We start from the raw sequence: 18,132 nt of genomic DNA, 5'->3' as shown, positions 1-18,132 counted from the left end.
ACATGTCGATGGATCAAGAGGCAGCTGCACGGCGCATCATGGACCAGTTCGGCGAAGAGAGTCGTGTTCCCTACCTCAACATCGAGGAGGGTGACGTGGGCGTCCTGATCGCGTTCCCAATCATCGGCCTGTTCATCGCTGGCCTTACTGGGATTGAGTCACTCGCCCTTCCGTTCATCGCCGGGGGCTTCGGCTTTGGTGTTGCGATCGTCTACGTTTCGCCCGACCACCTGAACGCGTGGACGTGGACGAAGGACGTCTATCGATACGTCAAGCGCCCGCGAGTTACGTTCAGTGCCCCAGAGGTTCCCGATAGTAACACGAACGAGACAGAGCGGAATGAAGGAAGGCTCGCAAACTACACGCCGTTCAAACCGGATGAGCGAACGCAGGACCTCACGAACGTCAAGCGGGCGTGGCCCGGTGCAGGGGCGATTCAACGGGCAGATGAAACGATGGAAGCGTTCATCGAGATCGACCCGGGGAACATGGATTTCGCGATGTCCGACGATTGGGCGCAGCTTCAGGAGGCGGGCGAAGAGTTCGCGAACAAAGAGCTCGACTCAAAGCTCAAATTCCACGCGACAACGCGGTCATTTCCGGTGGAACAAATCACCGAGACGATCGAGGAGCGACTCACCGACGAGGACGTCAAACAGAACCGAATCTTCCGAGAACTCCTTGAGGAGTACCGCGAGACACGCCCCAAAGAAATGCGTGACAGGGGTATTCAGCAAGTCAGTTACTACATCGGCGTCGAAGTCACGCCGCTCGAAGTCTACGACAGATACCGAGACGAAGGCACACCTGCGGAGAAACTGACGCAGTTCCCCGTCATCGGGTTTCTGTTCAACCCGTTCGTGACTCGTCGTGAGGACCTCACGGACGTCGAGCGCCGGGCACAGATGTTCGAGAAGCTGGACAGCCGCGTCAACAACGTTCGAGCCGAGTTCATCCAGCAGGCATCCGGGTGGTCTGCTCGTCGGCTCAGTACGATCGAACTGTTCGTCCTGAACATGGACTTCTGGAACGGCCGCGAGCACGAGTACGACGAAGCAGAGCGTATTGTTCGCGAGCAGCCGATCCTTGGCAACTCGCGCTGGGAGGATGAGACCAATGCATAACGTCATCCTGCAAGCGAGCGAGGCCTTCACCCAGCTCACAGAGTGGTTATTGAATCCAACGTCGACCGAAGGTACGGCAATTTACCTCCTTTTGGTTGTGGTCCTCGGGGGTATCGGGAAACTCCTCTGGGACAGGCACACCGACGACGACGAACCCGAAGTTGACTTCTCGGACGTCCTCAACGAGGAAACGCTCAAAGAGGGTCACGCAGAGGGCCAACTCCTCGACGATATCTCCGAGTCCCACAAGACGGTGACCGCGCCGGCAGCCATCGAGTGGGAGACACGAGCCGCACGGGTTGGCGAGCAGTGGACGACGACGCTGTATATCGCGGACTACGCCGACTACCCGAACGATGGGTACCTGAGCGATCTCTTCGAGTTGACCGACGTCGAGTTCGACCTCACAGCACACATCACCCCGAAGAACCAGCAGCGAGCGCGGAACGAACTGCAGGACATCGCTGACGACCTTCAGGTCGACGCTGATCTCGAGCAGAGTGTCCGCAGCGCGTACCTCCAGGAACGAGCAAACGAAGCGGCCGCGACGTACAAGGCCGTCGAGAGCGGGGCGAACGTCTTCGATCAAGGGATGTTCGTCACGGTACGCGCAGACACCAGGGAGGACCTCAGAGACTCCGTCCAGAAAGTCAAGAGCGCTCTCCGCGACGATCCAGCAAACCTCACGCCGAAAACCGCGATCTGTCGTCAGGACCTCGCCCTGCAGTCGGCTGCTCCGATTGGAGACAACGTGTTTGGCCGCGAATCCATCGCCCTCGGTGGAGCCGTTGGCGCACTGCTCTCATCACCACATAATGCGACCATCCTCGAAGAGGGCGGGGTCGAATTCGGTATCCACAAGGACAATCAGAGTCCCGTCGTCATCGACCCGTTCGCTCGCGACAACGGGTACGCGATGTTCACCGTCGGCGATACTGGATCAGGCAAATCGTTCGGTTCGAAGCAGAACTTCATCCGCTCGATCGAACAGAGTAAGGACCGAATCGGCATCATCCTCGAGCCGCTCAACAACTGGGCAGGTGTCTCCGAAGCCCTCGATGCGAAACGCATCACCGTCGGTGGGACGCTCGGCCTAAATCCTCTGGAGATTCGTCAGACTCCCGATCACGTCCAGCGGGCGATGGGTGATGACGCGAGCCCGTTCAACGAGAAGCTCGACGACGCGATGAGCTTCCTGACGAACTTCTTCGCACTGCGCGGTATCTCGCTCGGTGACCGTCGAACGACGCTCGAACACGGGCTCAAGCGTGCCTACAAGCGCAACGACATCACCGACGACATCTCGACGCACAGCAACCCCAGCCCGACCATCCGAGACATGATGGACGTCTTCGAAGACATGGTCGACGACCCAGAGTCGTTCGTCGTCCGTTCCGACGAGGAGGCCGGGAAGATCCGCGAGGACGCGACATGGCTTCTTGACCAGCTTCGTCCCTTCGAAGAGGAGGGTCGCCACGCCAATCTCGGGAAGTCCTCAGAGTTCGACATCCGTGACGAGAAGGTCATCTACCTCGATCTCGCACAACAGGAGGGCAGCGTCGACAGCAGTACGGCGCTGACGATGCAGTTGCTCATCTCGCTCGTGTACGAGCGGGCGAAGGAGACAGACAAGGAGGTCGTCTTCGTCATCGACGAGGCGCGCTACATTATGCAGGACGCTGCGAGTTTGGCGTTCCTCGAAACTGTGTTCCGGCACCACCGCCACCACGACCTCTCGATTCGGCTCGTCACACAGACCGTCGACGAGTTCTTCGAGCACGCCGAGTCCGAAGCCATCCTCGATCAGTGTGCCGTCAAGCAGTTCCATCGCCTCGATGGGATGGACGAGGAGTGGGCCGACGAGTTCGGGTTGAACTACGCACAGATGCGTTACGTGCAGGACGCGGTCCCCGGCAGCGAGGATGCCGGATTCTCCGAGGCGCTTGTCGGCGTCGACGGCGAGTGGCGCGGCATCAAAGTTGAGGCGATGCCCAAGGAGAAGCACGTCATCGACTTCGACCCGACCGAGCAGCGACGGTCTTCACTCCCCGGCGCTGACGAGGAGGCCGTTGATACTGACGTGCAGCGGTTCCGTGAGAATCTCGATGAGCAGGTGATGAACGAGAATGGAAAATCGACTGAAGAAACAGTGGCACAACCTGACGGCGGCTCGGAGGTGAGCGACGATGATGCGTGAGTACCTTCGCGTCACACCGACCTCCGAGTCCCTTTCCGTGACGGAGATCCCGCAGATTCTCGCCAGCCTCCACAAACTGACAACGACGGCCTCACCGAGTCTCGCGCAGAAATTGAATCCGCTACACAGTACGCGTCCGCTCCACTTCGAGTTTCTCGCATTAAGCGAGGGGGTAGATGAACCGGTTAAATTCTACTACGGGGCTGACGAGCATCTCGATACACTCGCGAAGCGACTACAATCCATCTACCCGTCCACATTCGATATTGAGCGCGTCGAAGTAGATCTAGCGTCGAAACTGATCCAACCTGTCGAATACACGCAGGAGGAATTTGTCGATCGCCTCCATGAGGACGGCATCTACTACGAGTTCGGCCCTGATGAACAGCGAGAGCCACCTGCAGGACCAGCAGGTGAACGAAATACGGGCGAACCAGCGGCTGACGAGACAGAATCAGTCGCGGATGGTGGCACAGCACCAGCGTCGAACGAGCAGTACCTCATTGAGCATGATGATGGTGCTATCGCAGTCGCACCTCCGAACACGCTCTCAGCCGATCAACCGCTGACAGCGCTCACGAAGCCCACCGCGACGAGCAACGGAACGGTACTCGCCCGACCAGCCTTGGACACGGTCTCGCCGGTCGGTGTCCACTGGTACGGGAACGCCACCAGGAAGGAGGACTGGATGACGATGCTGACGCCCTTTGCGGAGGATGCGACTGATTCGCTGACGACACCAGACCAGCCAGGGGATTCTCTCGCCTCACTCGTCGACCATCTGATCGAAGCCGAGCACCCGATTGCCTTCCAGGTCGTCTTCCGACGGAAGCCCGACTGGACGTCCGATGCGGAGGTCCGTAAAGAGAACCTGATCGATGGGCGAGATACACTCTTTCAGGAGTGGGTTGGGTCACTTTTGGAGGCTGAGGCACAGCCACGTGATCGAAGCGAACGCCAGCTGAGCGAGCCAGTCAAGAAACGAGTCGAACGGATCACCGCTAAGACCCCGAAGCGGACGTTCACCGCAAATATCCGGGCGCTCGCTGTTCCAGTCGACGATGATGCTGCCGAAGATCTCGACGACCGAATGGACGCTCTCCGCCCGGTATTCGATCCGCTCGACGGTCCATTTTATGGAATCGAAGGGCAGCGACTCCGGAACAAGGGCTTCCGACAGGCGACGAAAGAGAAGCACGCACGAAAGGCACTAACCCGACTGGTGAACCGGGACCTCGACACTGGCAGCGGAAAGAAGCGGCCTGAGTTGGTTCTGAACGGAAACGAGCTCGCTCATTTCATTATCGCACCGTCCTCGGAGCAATTGACTGTTGAGGGGACGAGAGGAACGCGGGCCGAACAGCAAAGCCGGAATCCACTCCCCCGCCCGCACCAAGACCTCATGCGCCAGTTCCGTGACGGGATGGCCGTCGGATACGCACTCGATGAGAACGGTGTGCCCGAAGAGACGCCGACCCACATTCCAGCGGACCTACTCCCGACCCACTACGGCCGCTTTGGAACCACTGGGTCGGGGAAATCGAAGGCACTCATCAATGACGTGCTCTCGCTCTACGAGAACACTGAGGGCCCGGTCATCCTGATTGATCCGAAGGGCGACGGCATGAGCGAGAACTACATGCGGGTACATGCGCGTCGATTCGGCACGACTGACCTTGAGGCGAACGTCGTTCATTTCCCGATGCCGGATGTCCTCCCCGGCTTCTCGTTCTTCAATCTTGAACCTGCGATGGAAAACGGACGGCGCCGTGAGGATGCAGTCCAGCGGAAGGCCGATCACTACGAGGAGATTCTCAAACTTGTCATGGGAACGGATCGCTACGAACGCGCCACCGTTGCTCCGACGCTCATCAAGATGCTCATCAAGGCACTGTTCGATGAGGAATACGGCCGCGAGAATGGTATGTATCGGGAGTCGACTGACTACTTCGCCCACCGACAGCTAGAACACATTGTCGACCAACTCTGGGAAGCCGGGCCGCCGAATGAGACTCTCGGCGAAGCACCTCAGTCGAGTGACGAGGAAGTCGTGCGGACGATTCGGCGGCAGCTCCAACTCGATCCGAATACGTTCGCGAACGTGATGGGCGGTGTCGGGAATCGGCTCGCCTACATCTCACAGGACACCCACCTACGGCGGGTGTTCAACAATACCGAGAACCAGTTCGACTTCCGCGACGTCCTTGACGAGAACACAGTCATCCTCTTCGATCTCGGCGATCTTCGGGATGAGGCCGCCCGCATTATGACGGGCGTGATTCTGACCAATCTCGATGATGCACTCAAGGAGCGCAAACACGACCTCAAACAGTACCCGGACGACTACGTCGCGAACCTGCTCGTCGATGAGGCTGCGTCGATCGTTGTCTCCGACATTATGAACGACCTCCTCGAAAAGGGGCGTAGCTTCCGGCTTTCAGTCGGGCTGTCGATGCAGTTCCCCGAGCAGATGGAGGCCGAAGGCGGTCGGAAGGTGTACCTGAACACCTTGAACAATATCGGGAGCTCCCTCGTCGGGAAGATCAACGTTGACCGAGAGCTCGCCCAGGCGATGGCCCATGAGGAGATGGATCCGGTCGACTTCGCCAATCGGATTCGGTCGTTGCCTCGGGGTGAATGGATTGCGAGTCTGCCGAGCCCGACGTTCGGTGAAACGGGGCCGTATCCGTTTAGTCTGGAACCGCTACCGATTCCACCAGGCCACCCCGAGAGCGAGTCTCCGCTTGATGATTGGGAAGAGGACCGCTTCGAGAACTCATTATCGACCATTCACGAGCGAGTAAGCGACGAGTTCGGCGTGCCCGAAACGGGGGGTGCGTCTTCTGAGCAGACCCCAGAAGCGATACAAGAGATTCTCGGCACGCCGAATCAGGATCTCGATCAGGCGCTTGCGAAGACGATTCGAATCATCCAGCTCCGAGAGGGTGTTCGTGACGAGAATGGGTGGGTGGCCGTCGAAGACGTCGACGCTGAACTGCGAGCATGCTTCGAGGGAGTAGATAGCGATCCACCGGACTACGATGTGCTCGCGGACATCCGTGAGCGGTCGCGGCTGCTCGATGTCGAGCTTGATACAGCCACCGACGAACTGCTGGTCCGCCTGACCGACGTTGGAGAGACAGCGGCAGCGCCGGACACCGGCGACACGAGAGCATCGGGGAGTGAGGCACACGATGCGGCGTTACTGGAAATCGAGGCTGCGCTCACGGCACTCGGATGTCGCGTTACGATCCTCACGCAGGATGGTAACGAACGGCCAGATGCGAAAGCAACGCATCCTGACCTCGACGAGACGTTTGCTATCGAGGCCGAGACTACAACGCCAGAAAACCCGGTGAAGGTACTTACGAACCTCAGAAAAGCGCAGGACGCTGGTCACGTCCCGTTGTTCGTGGTCCGCCCCGGCGAGACGGAAACCTACTGGGCCGAACGGGTCGAGCGGATTCTGTCGCCACCGGTTCAGCAGCTCGCCAGCGGCGAAACCCGATTTTACACCCACGACGAGCATCTCACCTTCAACGGTGGTGCGACCGAACAAGGTGGCGTAACGGCGGTCAGACCTACGGTAGGCGAGACGGACTCTAGCCGAACCGTCTGGGCGCGGGAAGAGGATGACCTTGTACTCAGAGGTGGTGATGGGACCGAGTACACGCATTTCTCAACGCTCGCAGATGCATCGAAAGACCGCGTCCCTGCCATCTACAGCTACGACCATGCAGCCGATGAGTACGTCGTGTATGAGCATGGTGAGCAGCATGTCTACGACACGAAGGCGGCGTTCGAGGCGGACTGGGTGCGCATCAAGAAACCATTCGTTCCTGACGCTGAACTCCCAACGCCCGAATACAGCCCTGAGTCGTACGCTATCGTCATCCTTCCAGAAGAGGGTGAGCCGGTCGTATACTCTGACGGAGAAACACACCCCCTAGAGACACTATTCGAGACAGTGACATCGAGCAGAGATGTGGGATTTGCGGACCAGCAGAGTGAGACTGCTCAACAAACAAAAGCGCCACAGATCGAGGATATTGCGGATGACCCAGATGCAGTCGTCGAGCGGTTCGCGGATCTCCACCTCATCGAGGACGCTGAAAGCACAGTGGCCGCGGGGGAGGTATACGAGCGATACGAACAATGGGCTGAAAGGAATGATATCGAACCAGACACGAAATCTTGGTTCGCTCGTCGGCTCAGTAATCACGTCACATTCGAGCGGACGACCCAACGCGAAAACGGCGATCCTATTCGATACTATGAGGGACTCGCACTCGATCACCCCGGGAGCGTGGATCAGTAATGGTGCCGGCCATATCCGCCAGCGATTCTGGTGTGTACAGCAGTTTCGGCCTGTGTAACGGAAGAATCAATTCACGTTATGGCATCGACAGCGACGGCGGCTCTGAAATCTACAAAATCGGCAGACAGCGCCATGTTACGACAACCCCCGAGATTGCCGTAACGCGAACGAAGTGGTGGAACGTTGCCGTGCGTCCGCGTTGGCCGTTCTCGATTCATTCTTTCGCGAAATTGGCATCCCCGTTACGGCAAAAACCAACTAGTATAGATGGGGGGTTCCCCGTTGGAACCAAGGTATTGGATCGGCGGCCACCAGCAGGTGGAGGTTTCTCGTCGCCCCCAAAGGAAATCGAGGTCGCTAGAAGCGATATCAGAGAATCATGACGGATCAGTTCACGCTTGACGAGTCGGTCCTCCCGACGGCACTCATCGAATACGACCAGTGGATCTGCTGGCGCGAACAGGAGCGCGACGGGAAGCCGACGAAGGTACCGATCACTCCGAGGAGTGGGGAATTCGCCTCGTCGACGGACGAGCAGACGTGGACTTCCTTCGGCGACGCGCTCGAGTACGCCGAGACAGGAGACGCCGACGGGATTGGCTTCGTCTTCACCGCAGACGATCCGTTCGTCGGCGTCGACCTGGACGACTGTCGTGACCCGGATACTGGCGTCATCGATGAAGCCGCAGAGGATATCATCGACCGACTCGATTCTTACACCGAACGCTCACCGTCAGGAACCGGGTATCACGTTCTCGTCGAGGGGGAACTCCCTGATGGGCGAAACCGAAAGGGGACAATCGAGATGTACGACTCGGCGCGATTCTTCACGGTTACGGGCGACCACGTCGTCGAGACGCCAATGACGGTCGCGAGGCGACAGGACGCGCTCACAGCGGTCCACCGTGAGTACGTCCAGGACGAGGCGACTGATGGGGACAGCAGTCTTCCCAGCGAGACTGCTGGAGAGCCCAGCGCGGATATCGATCTCGACGATCAGAAACTCCTCGAGAAAGCAACAAACGCGACGAACGGGGAAAAATTCGAACGACTCTGGAACGGCAACACGGGCGGCTACGACAGCCAGTCCGAAGCCGACATGGCACTCTGTTGTCTACTAGCGTTTTGGACTGGTGGCGACCGAACACGGATGGATCGGCTCTTCCGCCAGTCGGGGCTGTTCCGGGCAAAATGGGACGAGGTCCACTACGCCGATGGGTCAACGTACGGAGAGAAGACCATCGGGCGAGCGATTGCGACCACCTCAGGGTTCTACGACCCAGATGCTGGCGACACCACCCCATCACACACCAGCTCAGGGGACATCACTTCCAATGCTGGCGGCGACGAATCGGACCGCACCCACGCGTATCTGGTCGAGAAGAACCGGCTGTTAACCGAGCGTGTCGACGAACTCGAGGCACGACTCGAACGGAAAAACGAACGAATCGACACCCTCGAAGCAGAGCTCGAAAAGCTCACAGACGAACGTGCCGCCCGCGACCGAGCAACCGAACAGACCGAGGATGCACATACTGAGGCTGCAAACGAAAGCGACTCTGAGGAAACGACACCATCGCTCTGGGACCGGTTAGTCGGCCGCCGCTCCGAGTAAGAGTACGACATCACCGTGGCATCTCTTCATCCGGGGAGTGGTATGAGGTTCTCAAATAGCCCCTTACCAGCAACTGACGGCCCAGATAGGGTCTCCATCGAGCAGGCTGGCGAATTCCGGATTAGTGAGGTTGATTAACCAACACTGAGCTACTGGTTCAGTTAGCGTTGGCTAATTCTCTTGTAGCCTGTGGGTCGGCCGACCCGTGAAAGTGACTCTGTTGAAATCCTCAGCGGTTGATGCATCTTGCCCCGGTTTCAGTCAATACAGGGCGCATAGGCAGCAGCATTCATCTCACCACTTCATTCCGACGCCAGCCTTTATCGCCACTCTCAGTATAGTGTTCGCTATGGCCGTTCCATTGGAACGAAGTCGGACCTCAACCGGCGCTGCAACGCTTGTCGGTTTCGTCGTGATCTAATCTGTACCTCGGCGCCGGGTTACTCGTTGCAGGATAGAACCTGAGCGAGTTCCTCGCGCATCTCTCGGTGGGCACTGTCAGGTATTTCGTCGGTATGATTGCCCTCGTCATCGCCTTTGTCGGACTCCCCATCGCCGACTTCCTCCGATTTCGCCTGATCACATTACTCGGAATCCTTCTGCTCGTGCTACTCGGGTGACTTACCGTCGGCGGCGTACAGGGCCTACTCTCACTCTAGACGATCTCCGGGCTCGCCCTCTACGCAACGTTCCTTTCACCAATCGCTGCCTTCATACTCCACACCCTCTCTATTTTTCAGTAACGCACTACCTCTGCGAATGGCACTAATACAGTTCTACGGCGTACTTGCCACTACTGCCTCCGTGTTCCTCGGTATCCTCACAGCCTACCTAGTCACCCGGCTCTCTGACCTCAAATCAGAACGCAGCCAGATCAAGAGACAAATCGAATCAATCGACGTAGAGCTTGAAGCACTGGATGAAAGTCGGAGCATTCGGATTAACTCATTAGAAGAGACAGAAGAACGATGGAAAATCGAAGAGGCACAGGAAAACGTCGACAAATTCATCGACCACGATGTTGGAAGTGACTGGGATCCCTCGCCAAACAACGTTGAACTTGAAGATGCTCTGAACGCTTTAGCTGAACATCGAGTTTCCGGTGGTGAGCTCATTCGTCCTCACGCTGAAGAGCTCGAAAGACGTTGGGATGATCTAGTAGATGAGCTTCAGCCGATGAAAACAGGACCACTGGGTGCTCCAGTGGAAGTAGCTAATATCGACAGTCCAGAAGCTACTGTTGGTAATTGGATAGTGGACGCATTATGGGACATCTATGAACAGGAGAAGTATGATAGAGAGGGATCTCGAGTCTCCGAACTCGATCTCAGCATCGAACAGCTCTCAGATAGACGTGGGGCTCTTGTTCAACAGTACGAGTCTCTAGATCCGAAGCAGTTGAAGGACAGTATAAAAGCAACCATTGTCCCAATTGGGTTATCTGTCGTACTCCCGTTAACGGTTAGAATACTGCACGAAATCGGGTTTACCCTCCCTGTCCCTAACTGGGCACTCATCTTTGAGCCAATAGGTGTATTCGCATTTTGGCTCATCGGATTCTTCTGGACCCTATACTTTGTCTGGGTCCGTGTCACCGACACCAACGACGATCTTCCGGAATCGCCTCTCAGAGACAGTTCTGAAACTAGTAGCCAAACGGAATCCGATAGCAACGAGTATGAAGAGGACTTGGAGGCTGAGACTTCGACCGCTAACAACTAGTAGATCCCAGCTCAAACCAGCCTGAACGAGATCTCAAGATAAGTCTCCTCAGCAAACTTCCGACCTACTGACGAGGGAATACGGGTAACACAATTCAGGTCAAATTAATTCAGTATAAAAATAATTTCAGCAAAAACAATATGTATGTGGGTGCCGTTTCTCTGATAACTTGCTTGGTAAACCAACTCATCGGCGCACGTTCCTGAAGGCTCTCGGAGCAACCACAACCACCTCGTTAGTGGGAGCTTCATCAGTAGCGGCAGAAAGGGCTGACAAACCCCGTGAATTCGATGTTAGCGAACTTCCAGAGTCTATCGCCTACCTCTCTGATCCTAAAGGTCGACAGAAAGAGGCCTGGGAACTCGCCAAGGAGATCCACGAGCGTGAACAGGACGCCTCCGATGCATTAGGCCAGTACTCACCAGATGAGATCACCAAAGCCATCAGCAAAACGTCTGATGGACGCACCGATCTCCGCTCAGTCAGCCGGCTTGTCGAAGTCCTCCACGAGAATAACCTAGCCGGGGTCATCGACGAGAGCATGCTAAATTCAGTTGGGAACCGAGCAGACATCGTCGTTCGCTATGCCCCGCTGTTAGGAGCCGTCAATAACGTTCTCACTAAGGCCGAGGCATTCGCAACCGCAATCAAAGGAGATCGACGGCCGGAGTACTTGGACTTCGCACTCAGTATCGCTTGTCTCTGCTTAGAAGCCGGCCTAATGTGGGTCGGAGTCCCGTATAAGCTGGCATGGAAAGGTACCAGTAAGATCTTCTTTGCTCGAAGTGGGACGCTGTTCCGTCTTGGTCAGTACGGCGGTAATCGGTTTGTGGCCTTCTTCATGAGTGAAGTTCACTGGGAGCTCCGTGAAGCACTCTATGACACAATCTCTGTGGAACGGGCAAAATGGGTTGCTGACCAAGTGAACGATAAACGTGAGATCCCTCGGTTCACCAGCGTTCGTGCAGATGCAGAGTCATTCATAGGAGAACAGCGAAATATCTCTGCAGAGGACTTCGAGAGCTACGAGTTCGCGAAAAAGTACGGTGACGGTGTTGCAGATGCCGGATCAGATATCTTCGGCGAGATTATTGAACTCGCACCTAAGGACTGGAGGTCCAACTCGGAACAGGAGTCCTTGGTTCTTAGATCGACCATGGATTGGGAGAAAAGAGCAAAAGCAGAGGAGGATCAATCGCTGTTCGGATTATAGTTCAGAGACTTCGGAGGTCTTCTTATCTGATTCTGCTTTTGGGGCTGGTTAGGAAAGAGACTGAGCGGTAGTCGCCCTCGCTCCGATATCAACCCTTCGCGTGTGTTCTCCGTGCTCGTCCAAGGTGAGTAGGCGGTTGGGCCTCGGCCCCAGATAGCGGCCAACGTCAAAAACAGAACGTCCACCTGTATTCGTACTTGCAATAACCGCGAGTTCACACACGGGAGCGCTCAAGACACTACCTAAAGAACCAGAAAAGGATGACAACGAGTTCCCAATGGAGATGGTCTACGCCACACAGTAGTGTCATCGTTCTACTGGTGACTGCGAGGTAGAGCCAACAAACGAAGGTAGAAGGATAGTTCCACCATCCCCACCTCCCTCAGTGGTCTGGACGTTATACAGATAAGGAAAACAGAGTGTCTCGGGGATTGACCTCGAGGCAGTTCACTCACATCGTCTTCCGAGCGATTTGAACGATTGCGTCAGAAAGTTCTGCTTTGTCCTGCCACCGATACAGGTGTCCTGCACGATCGAGGAAATCAAAGAGTGTGGACATCATCGCATCGAATTTCTCATACTCGAGATCTTTATCCAACGATGCGTGGGTATATTCACGCTTTGCGACGTACGTTTCTTGGAGGGGAACTTCACCCAGCTCTAATTCATGCCCTCCATTATTATCCTCTGCGACGAGAACATTGTAATCTGTAGAAAGAAGGGTAAACTGGAATTTGAGATACCAGTTGTTCCACCGTGTGTTATCGGGATCCAGCTCTTCCAGCAAGATCGCGAAGTTCGACTTTTGATTAAGATGGAGGATATCTCGAACGTCTTCGAGCCTATCCTTTGGTCCTTCTCTCGTCGAAGAGCCCTGATCGTAGCTCCCAAGGATCAGAAAACTCGGTCGATCAGGGTTCTCTCTGAGGCCATTATCCCGTAGAATGTCATTTGCTTTCTGAGTAAATTCAATGAGTTCTGAATCGCTGTATCCCTCCAGGAGGAGTTCCCAGTCTCTAATTTCCGGTAAACCTTGAAGATGAGGCGGGAGAGCCATCCTTTTAAAGAACCGTCTGCGTCGGAGTTAATTGTTCTCCTCTTATCTCATCTGTTGCGATGGTAGCCGCAACACTTATCGCTCACTAGAGTCAATTAATCTCTATGAGTCAAGAAGCACCCACCAAGCGTGAAGAAGGAGATGAACAGGCGGTGGAGGCTTCATCAGAGCTGGAGGATTTACTTTTCTCAGAGATTGAGGACATAGAGGCTATTCCAGAATCTCTCAAAAGTGGTTCCTTATCTAGCAAGGTTGAGGAATTGAGTGAGAGGCTCCGAGAGAGCCAGAATTCCGATCTAGGAGGTATTGACGATCCAGAGGTTAGACGAGCTATCCAACGGATTGATTCGGAGCAGGACGCTACAACTGAGGTTTCTCGTGACCCACAGGACGCCGCTGAGCAGGTTGCAGAGATCTATGACGGTAATCGGCTGGGAGCAATGCGTGAGCTGCTTGAGGAGCATAAGTTACGCATCGTCCAGCAGCTCTTAGCATCAGAGACTGGTGCACTAAGTCCGAAAGAAGTGGCATTTCGAAATGAGGGTCTTATCTCAGAATCCACAGTTCGTGACCACCTTCGGACTTTGACTGAGAAGGGATTTGTTGAGAAGTTAGAGCCTGATGTGGAGAGTATCCCTAATGAGATGCCTCGGACCTTCTATGCTGCATCCAAATTTGCAATCGAATTGCTCCAGCAGATGGGATTGTGGGAGAATCTGGGTATGCTATACCAAATCTACGACTCTCTTGATCGGCCTGAAGACATACAGCGAATTGAAGAGTGGGACGGTCGGCCAACCCCTAACTGGCTATAAGGTGGGGAAGGCCGATCTTAGTAGCCTTTTCTTGGCCACCCCATGTAGCAGATGTTTTTCCAATCTTAGATGAGTACCGGAGTTTTTGACTTGTCTTCATATTACAACCAGCGATTAAACTCGCCTGGATTTACGTGAGCAATGAGGGGGTGCGTCTCAAGCTACTCGTTACTGTCAGTGAAGACGATACCAAATATGTCTACACCAGGAGCATCGACCTCACCGATTCGGAACGACAGACGTACGAGCGCTTCACCGACGAAGTCGTCTGATGGAGTGTGTTGGTTAGGTATCGAATACCATCGCGGATTAGCAGCCAATAGGAGAGGATACGATACTGTTGGTCTTGATCGACTCCCCCTAGAGAGATACACTGACAAGTGATGCCTCTAGTCTGAGCGCTAAATCTGCAGGCGTAATCCAGTGCCTTCGAACGGCTCTGTTTGCCCCCTTTCCGGTCAAGTGCTAGTAGGAACCTTTAGTCACTGAGGTACGTTGCTTCCCACTGTTGACGATCAGCAATTTCGCGGTCTCCTCTTGCAGTCAGTGTATAGTAGTTCGTTCGCTGATCTCGTTCCCCCTTCTTGATTAGCCCTTTCTCTACAAGCGTATCGAGATTTGGATACAGACGCCCGTGATGGACCTCCTTCTCATAATACTCCTCCATCTCCTCTTTCACCGCGAGGCCATGTGGTTCGTCAAGACCTGCGACAACGAGGAGCAGATCGCGTTGGAACCCAGTGAGATCGTACATTCATCGAACCGGACTACTCTGATACTATAACTATACCCAATCATTCTCTATTCTGAGAATCCAACTTCTTCTCTTGAAGCCTCTCAAGACTCAACCTCGGTGAATTACCCCTTCTATTGTCGTACTGGGTTTATCTCCACCCTGAGGGGTGAGGCGCTTACAGAAGTTCGCCTCAGTGAGTACCATGTCTAAACCTTCACTTGCAGGACTGAACCCCTCGAAGCGTATCCTCAAACGAGCGCAGTACGAGGCGTTCGAGTTTTCGTTAATCGAGAGCGATATCTTGGTGCGTAACGAGAGCCACGCTGACCCAGCGAACCACGAGTACAGAGTGACCATCGAAGAGAGAGTGCCGATCTCGTGTGAATGCCCTGCCGACGAAACGTATTCCGGCCCGTGTAAGCACCGTGTCGCAGTCGCGATTCGACAACCGATCATCGATGCCGCTCAGCGAGTGCAGATGGCCACCGATGGAGGTGTCTCCAACACGAACCAGACGCCAACCGAGGACAGTGAGGAGGCAACGCCGCCGAACTGTGACTGCGACGAACTCCCTGACGACTTCCCGTGTTGGGAGTGCGTCGAGAGTGGACGTCGAGACATTCCCGAATTAGACTGATGTGAGTGCCGCGAACCGCTGACGAATTATTTTTTCTTCCCCTGAAGGGGTGCGGGGTAGTCAGAAAGCACCTCGCAGATTTCCAATGGCAACGAGAGATATCTACGAGAGTGGCTTCGACGAGGAACGATCGAACAGTACCACCAGCGCATGTCCAGAATGCGGTGGACACGTCAGAACGAACTGTGCTGAAACAGTGTGTGAGGACTGCGGTCTCATCATCGACGAGTTGCAGATCGACCGTGGACCTGACTGGCGATCGGTTTTCGATGACGATGATGAGACTCAGCGGAGAACGGGTGCTCCACTCACACCAGCGCGTCACGATCGCGGCCTTTCCACAGAAATCGGGTACGAACGGGACGCTCGCGGTAACACACTCTCCGGAGAGAAGCGAGGACAGATCGCCCGCCTTCGACGTGAACAGTCTCGGGGTCGGTTTCAATCGAAAGCCGAACGGAATCTCGCACACGGGCTAACCGAAGTCCGCCGAATCGCGAGTGCACTCGGACTGTCCGAGACAGCCCGTGACCGGGCGTGTGCACTCTTTCGGAGTGCCCAGGACGAAGACCTCTTGTACGGACGATCAATCGAAGCGATGGCCGCTGCAAGCGTCTATGGTGCCTGTCGTTGTACCGGGCTCTCACGGACGCTCGATGAAGTCATCACCGTGGCAAGAGTCTCGAAACGGAGAGTGTCGAACGCGTACAAGGCACTGAATAGTGAACTGGGGCTTCCGACGGCACCGCTAACGCCGCAATCGTTTGTTTCTCGACTCGCATCTGATCTTGAGGTCACAGATCACGTCCGCCACCGAGCATTCGAACTCGCAGAACGGGCAGAGGCTGAGACCATCGCGAATGGACGACAACCGTCAGGCGTCGCAGCAGCTTGTCTCTATCTGGCTGCGCAAGAACGAGATTGTGCGCTCACTCAGGCATCGATCGCTAAGGCGGCGGGGACAACTCCTGTGACGCTCCGTTCACGACGAGACGAGCTGCAAAGGGAACTCTCTCAGTAATCTCGTCTGTTACAATTCAGGAGAACGAGACACCCCCAACTCAGAGTATAACTACGCAGCGTCTGGAACTGTCGTTGATTCCAACTACCGTCGAACCGAGTATTAACCAACAGAGGTCCGCATCCTCAATTGTAGGTTAAGGGAAAGAGTGTTCTTGGTGAGCGGCCCATCGCTCGCTTTGAGCCCAGATAGGCTGAACGCAACACCATTTACTGATCTCTGTAAACTGTAGATACTTGATTCTCTATGGCACGCACGTCAAATCGAGCCAACGGCGACATCGTCCGCGACTTCCATGCAGAGATCTACGCTGCACTCAAAGACGAATAAGTCAACGGGTTCTCAGCGCCTTCGTAGCTATCGACGACTGCTTGTTACCCAGTGACGACGCCTCACAGCCAACCGACAATCACGGCGTGCGGACGCGTGACCTCGAGGAGCATCTCGTGGACGAGTGACGCTCAGCCGAATGAGACTCACATTGTACACACGAAAACGTCTAAGTGCGTTGGCTCACAATGTACACATAATGAGTACAGATAAAAAGCGCGTGCAGTTTCGGGCCCCCAATCGGCTCATCGACCGTGCCGACGCACTGGCCGCAGTCCTCGGGGAAGACCGAACGGACGTCCTCGTGACCGCGCTTCGGGAGTACCTCCAAGATGCCGCTCACGACGACGCACTCACCCAAGAAATTGCTGCTGCCTATTACGACGATGAGATCACCTTCGAGCAGCTCAAAGCACTCGTCGGCGCCGAAGAGGCGGCAAACCTCCGAGTGTTGAAGCAACAGTTGGACGAGGACTTCATCGACGAGGTCGCCGACGCATAGATGTCGCGGCTTATCGCAGACGCCTCCGCCCTCGTGAGTCTCGGGATCGTTACTGGCGACGATCCCGATCCACTCGCACTCTGTCTCTCCCGGTACGAGGTCGTCGTTCCAACGGCGGTCATCGATGAACTCCGAGAGATTGCCTCCTACGATGACGTCCATGGGCACGCTGCGTCCGCCGTACTCAACCAAGCAGAGTCATTCACGACACAGTCTGTCGACCTCGATGCCGAGTTTCCGCTCGATGACGGTGAAAACGCAGCCGTCACACTCGCGAACGATCTCGATGCTGCGCTCTTCCTCTGTGACGAGTTCAATCAACTTGGCTTGATCCATGCCTCACTCGCTGATACCCGGCTCGTCACGACGCCGACGCTCCTCTCAGTACTCGTTCGAACTGAATACCTATCTGCTGCTGATGCGCGGCTGCTCCTCGATGAGATTAGCGACGCTCGTAGCTGGGGCGCGAACAGTTACGTGCAGCGGGCTCGCTCGTTGCTCGAAGAGCCCTAACACCGCGGCTGTTGCCTCTCTGGATACCTTTCCGTACCCGGTATTAATCGACTACCGTGTATGACTGTCCCATCCCTCCATTATCTACAACATATGAGTACCCCTTGAGATGACCATGGACTGCCCTGCATGCGGCTCACCTGTCACGTTCAAGGTCGGGCCGCACCGGCCGCTTTCAACATCGCTTCCCGACATGCTCCTTGCAGCCGATGACGACACTCTCTACGACGTTTGTGAACGAATTTCCCCGTGAACACGCCGTGAGAGCCACATACGGAAGAATCGCTCGTCCGCATAACAATTGTTAGATATTTATTACGTCTAAAAGAGAA

13 protein-coding genes are annotated in these 18,132 nt (G+C 55.6%); 11 read left to right on the top strand and 2 right to left on the bottom strand.

Translation table 11 applies throughout. The annotated features are described in order from the left end of the window. Positions 1–2: 2 nt before the first annotated feature. The 6 genes from BLS11_RS18790 (at position 3) to BLS11_RS19175 (ending at position 12,189) form a co-directional block, all read left to right on the top strand. Entirely contained in the window at positions 3–1,124 is a 1,122-nt protein-coding gene (locus tag BLS11_RS18790; RefSeq protein WP_092539336.1) for a TraC-like domain-containing protein, read from the top strand. After that, positions 1,117–3,321 (top strand): VirB4 family type IV secretion system protein, encoded by a 2,205-nt coding sequence (locus BLS11_RS18785; RefSeq protein ID WP_092539335.1) that lies wholly within the window; start codon positions 1,117–1,119, stop codon positions 3,319–3,321. Before BLS11_RS18790 ends, BLS11_RS18785 begins: the two co-directional genes overlap by 8 nt. Further along, complete coding sequence (locus BLS11_RS18780; protein WP_092539334.1) at positions 3,314–7,639, top strand: type IV secretory system conjugative DNA transfer family protein; 4,326 nt, start codon at positions 3,314–3,316, stop codon at positions 7,637–7,639. The genes BLS11_RS18785 and BLS11_RS18780 overlap by 8 nt, the downstream gene beginning before the upstream one ends. 379 nt (positions 7,640–8,018) lie before the next feature. Next, positions 8,019–9,254: a phage NrS-1 polymerase family protein gene (locus BLS11_RS18775; RefSeq protein ID WP_092539333.1), complete on the top strand. Its 1,236-nt coding sequence runs from the start codon at positions 8,019–8,021 to the stop codon at positions 9,252–9,254. 759 nt (positions 9,255–10,013) lie between these two features. Then, the gene (locus BLS11_RS19180) at positions 10,014–10,976 is read left to right on the top strand and encodes a hypothetical protein (RefSeq protein ID WP_114936200.1); all 963 of its coding nucleotides are present in this window, start codon (positions 10,014–10,016) and stop codon (positions 10,974–10,976) included. Between the two features lie 169 nt (positions 10,977–11,145). Continuing rightward, entirely contained in the window at positions 11,146–12,189 is a 1,044-nt protein-coding gene (locus tag BLS11_RS19175) for a hypothetical protein (RefSeq protein ID WP_139172836.1), read from the top strand. 451 nt (positions 12,190–12,640) lie between these two features. On the opposite strand, the gene BLS11_RS19170 is transcribed toward BLS11_RS19175, so the two are convergent. After that, positions 12,641–13,246 carry a DUF8170 family protein gene (locus BLS11_RS19170; protein WP_139172835.1) on the bottom strand — a complete coding sequence of 202 codons (606 nt, stop codon included), beginning with the start codon at positions 13,244–13,246 and terminating at the stop codon, positions 12,641–12,643. 104 nt (positions 13,247–13,350) lie between these two features. Here BLS11_RS19170 and BLS11_RS19165 point away from each other — a divergent pair, with 104 nt between their 5' ends. Further along, positions 13,351–14,061, top strand: a complete 711-nt coding sequence (locus BLS11_RS19165) for a hypothetical protein (protein ID WP_139172834.1) — start codon at positions 13,351–13,353, stop codon at positions 14,059–14,061. 478 nt (positions 14,062–14,539) lie between these two features. Here BLS11_RS19165 and BLS11_RS18755 read toward each other — a convergent pair whose 3' ends face one another. Next, a complete protein-coding gene (locus BLS11_RS18755) occupies positions 14,540–14,815 on the bottom strand; it encodes a PadR family transcriptional regulator (protein ID WP_092539329.1) in 276 nt (91 codons plus the stop codon). Positions 14,816–14,999: 184 nt separating this feature from the next. On the opposite strand from BLS11_RS18755, the gene BLS11_RS18750 reads away from it, so the two are divergent. From BLS11_RS18750 to BLS11_RS18735, 4 genes are all read left to right on the top strand, one after another. After that, on the top strand, positions 15,000–15,434 hold the full coding sequence (locus BLS11_RS18750) for an SWIM zinc finger family protein (protein ID WP_092539362.1): 435 nt from the start codon (positions 15,000–15,002) through the stop codon (positions 15,432–15,434). A gap of 85 nt (positions 15,435–15,519) precedes the next feature. Beyond that, positions 15,520–16,455 (top strand): transcription initiation factor IIB, encoded by a 936-nt coding sequence (locus BLS11_RS18745; protein WP_092539328.1) that lies wholly within the window; start codon positions 15,520–15,522, stop codon positions 16,453–16,455. A gap of 529 nt (positions 16,456–16,984) precedes the next feature. Next, positions 16,985–17,287, top strand: coding sequence for a hypothetical protein (locus BLS11_RS18740; RefSeq protein WP_066419238.1), 303 nt, complete (start codon positions 16,985–16,987; stop codon positions 17,285–17,287). After that, on the top strand, positions 17,288–17,800 hold the full coding sequence (locus BLS11_RS18735) for a PIN domain-containing protein (protein ID WP_092539327.1): 513 nt from the start codon (positions 17,288–17,290) through the stop codon (positions 17,798–17,800). Positions 17,801–18,132: the final 332 nt, after the last annotated feature.

This window comes from Halopelagius longus (assembly GCF_900100875.1).
GTDB lineage: Archaea > Halobacteriota > Halobacteria > Halobacteriales > Haloferacaceae > Halopelagius > Halopelagius longus.
The sequence above is the reverse complement of the archived record's forward strand: the minus strand, read 5'-3'. Positions and strand labels throughout refer to the sequence as shown.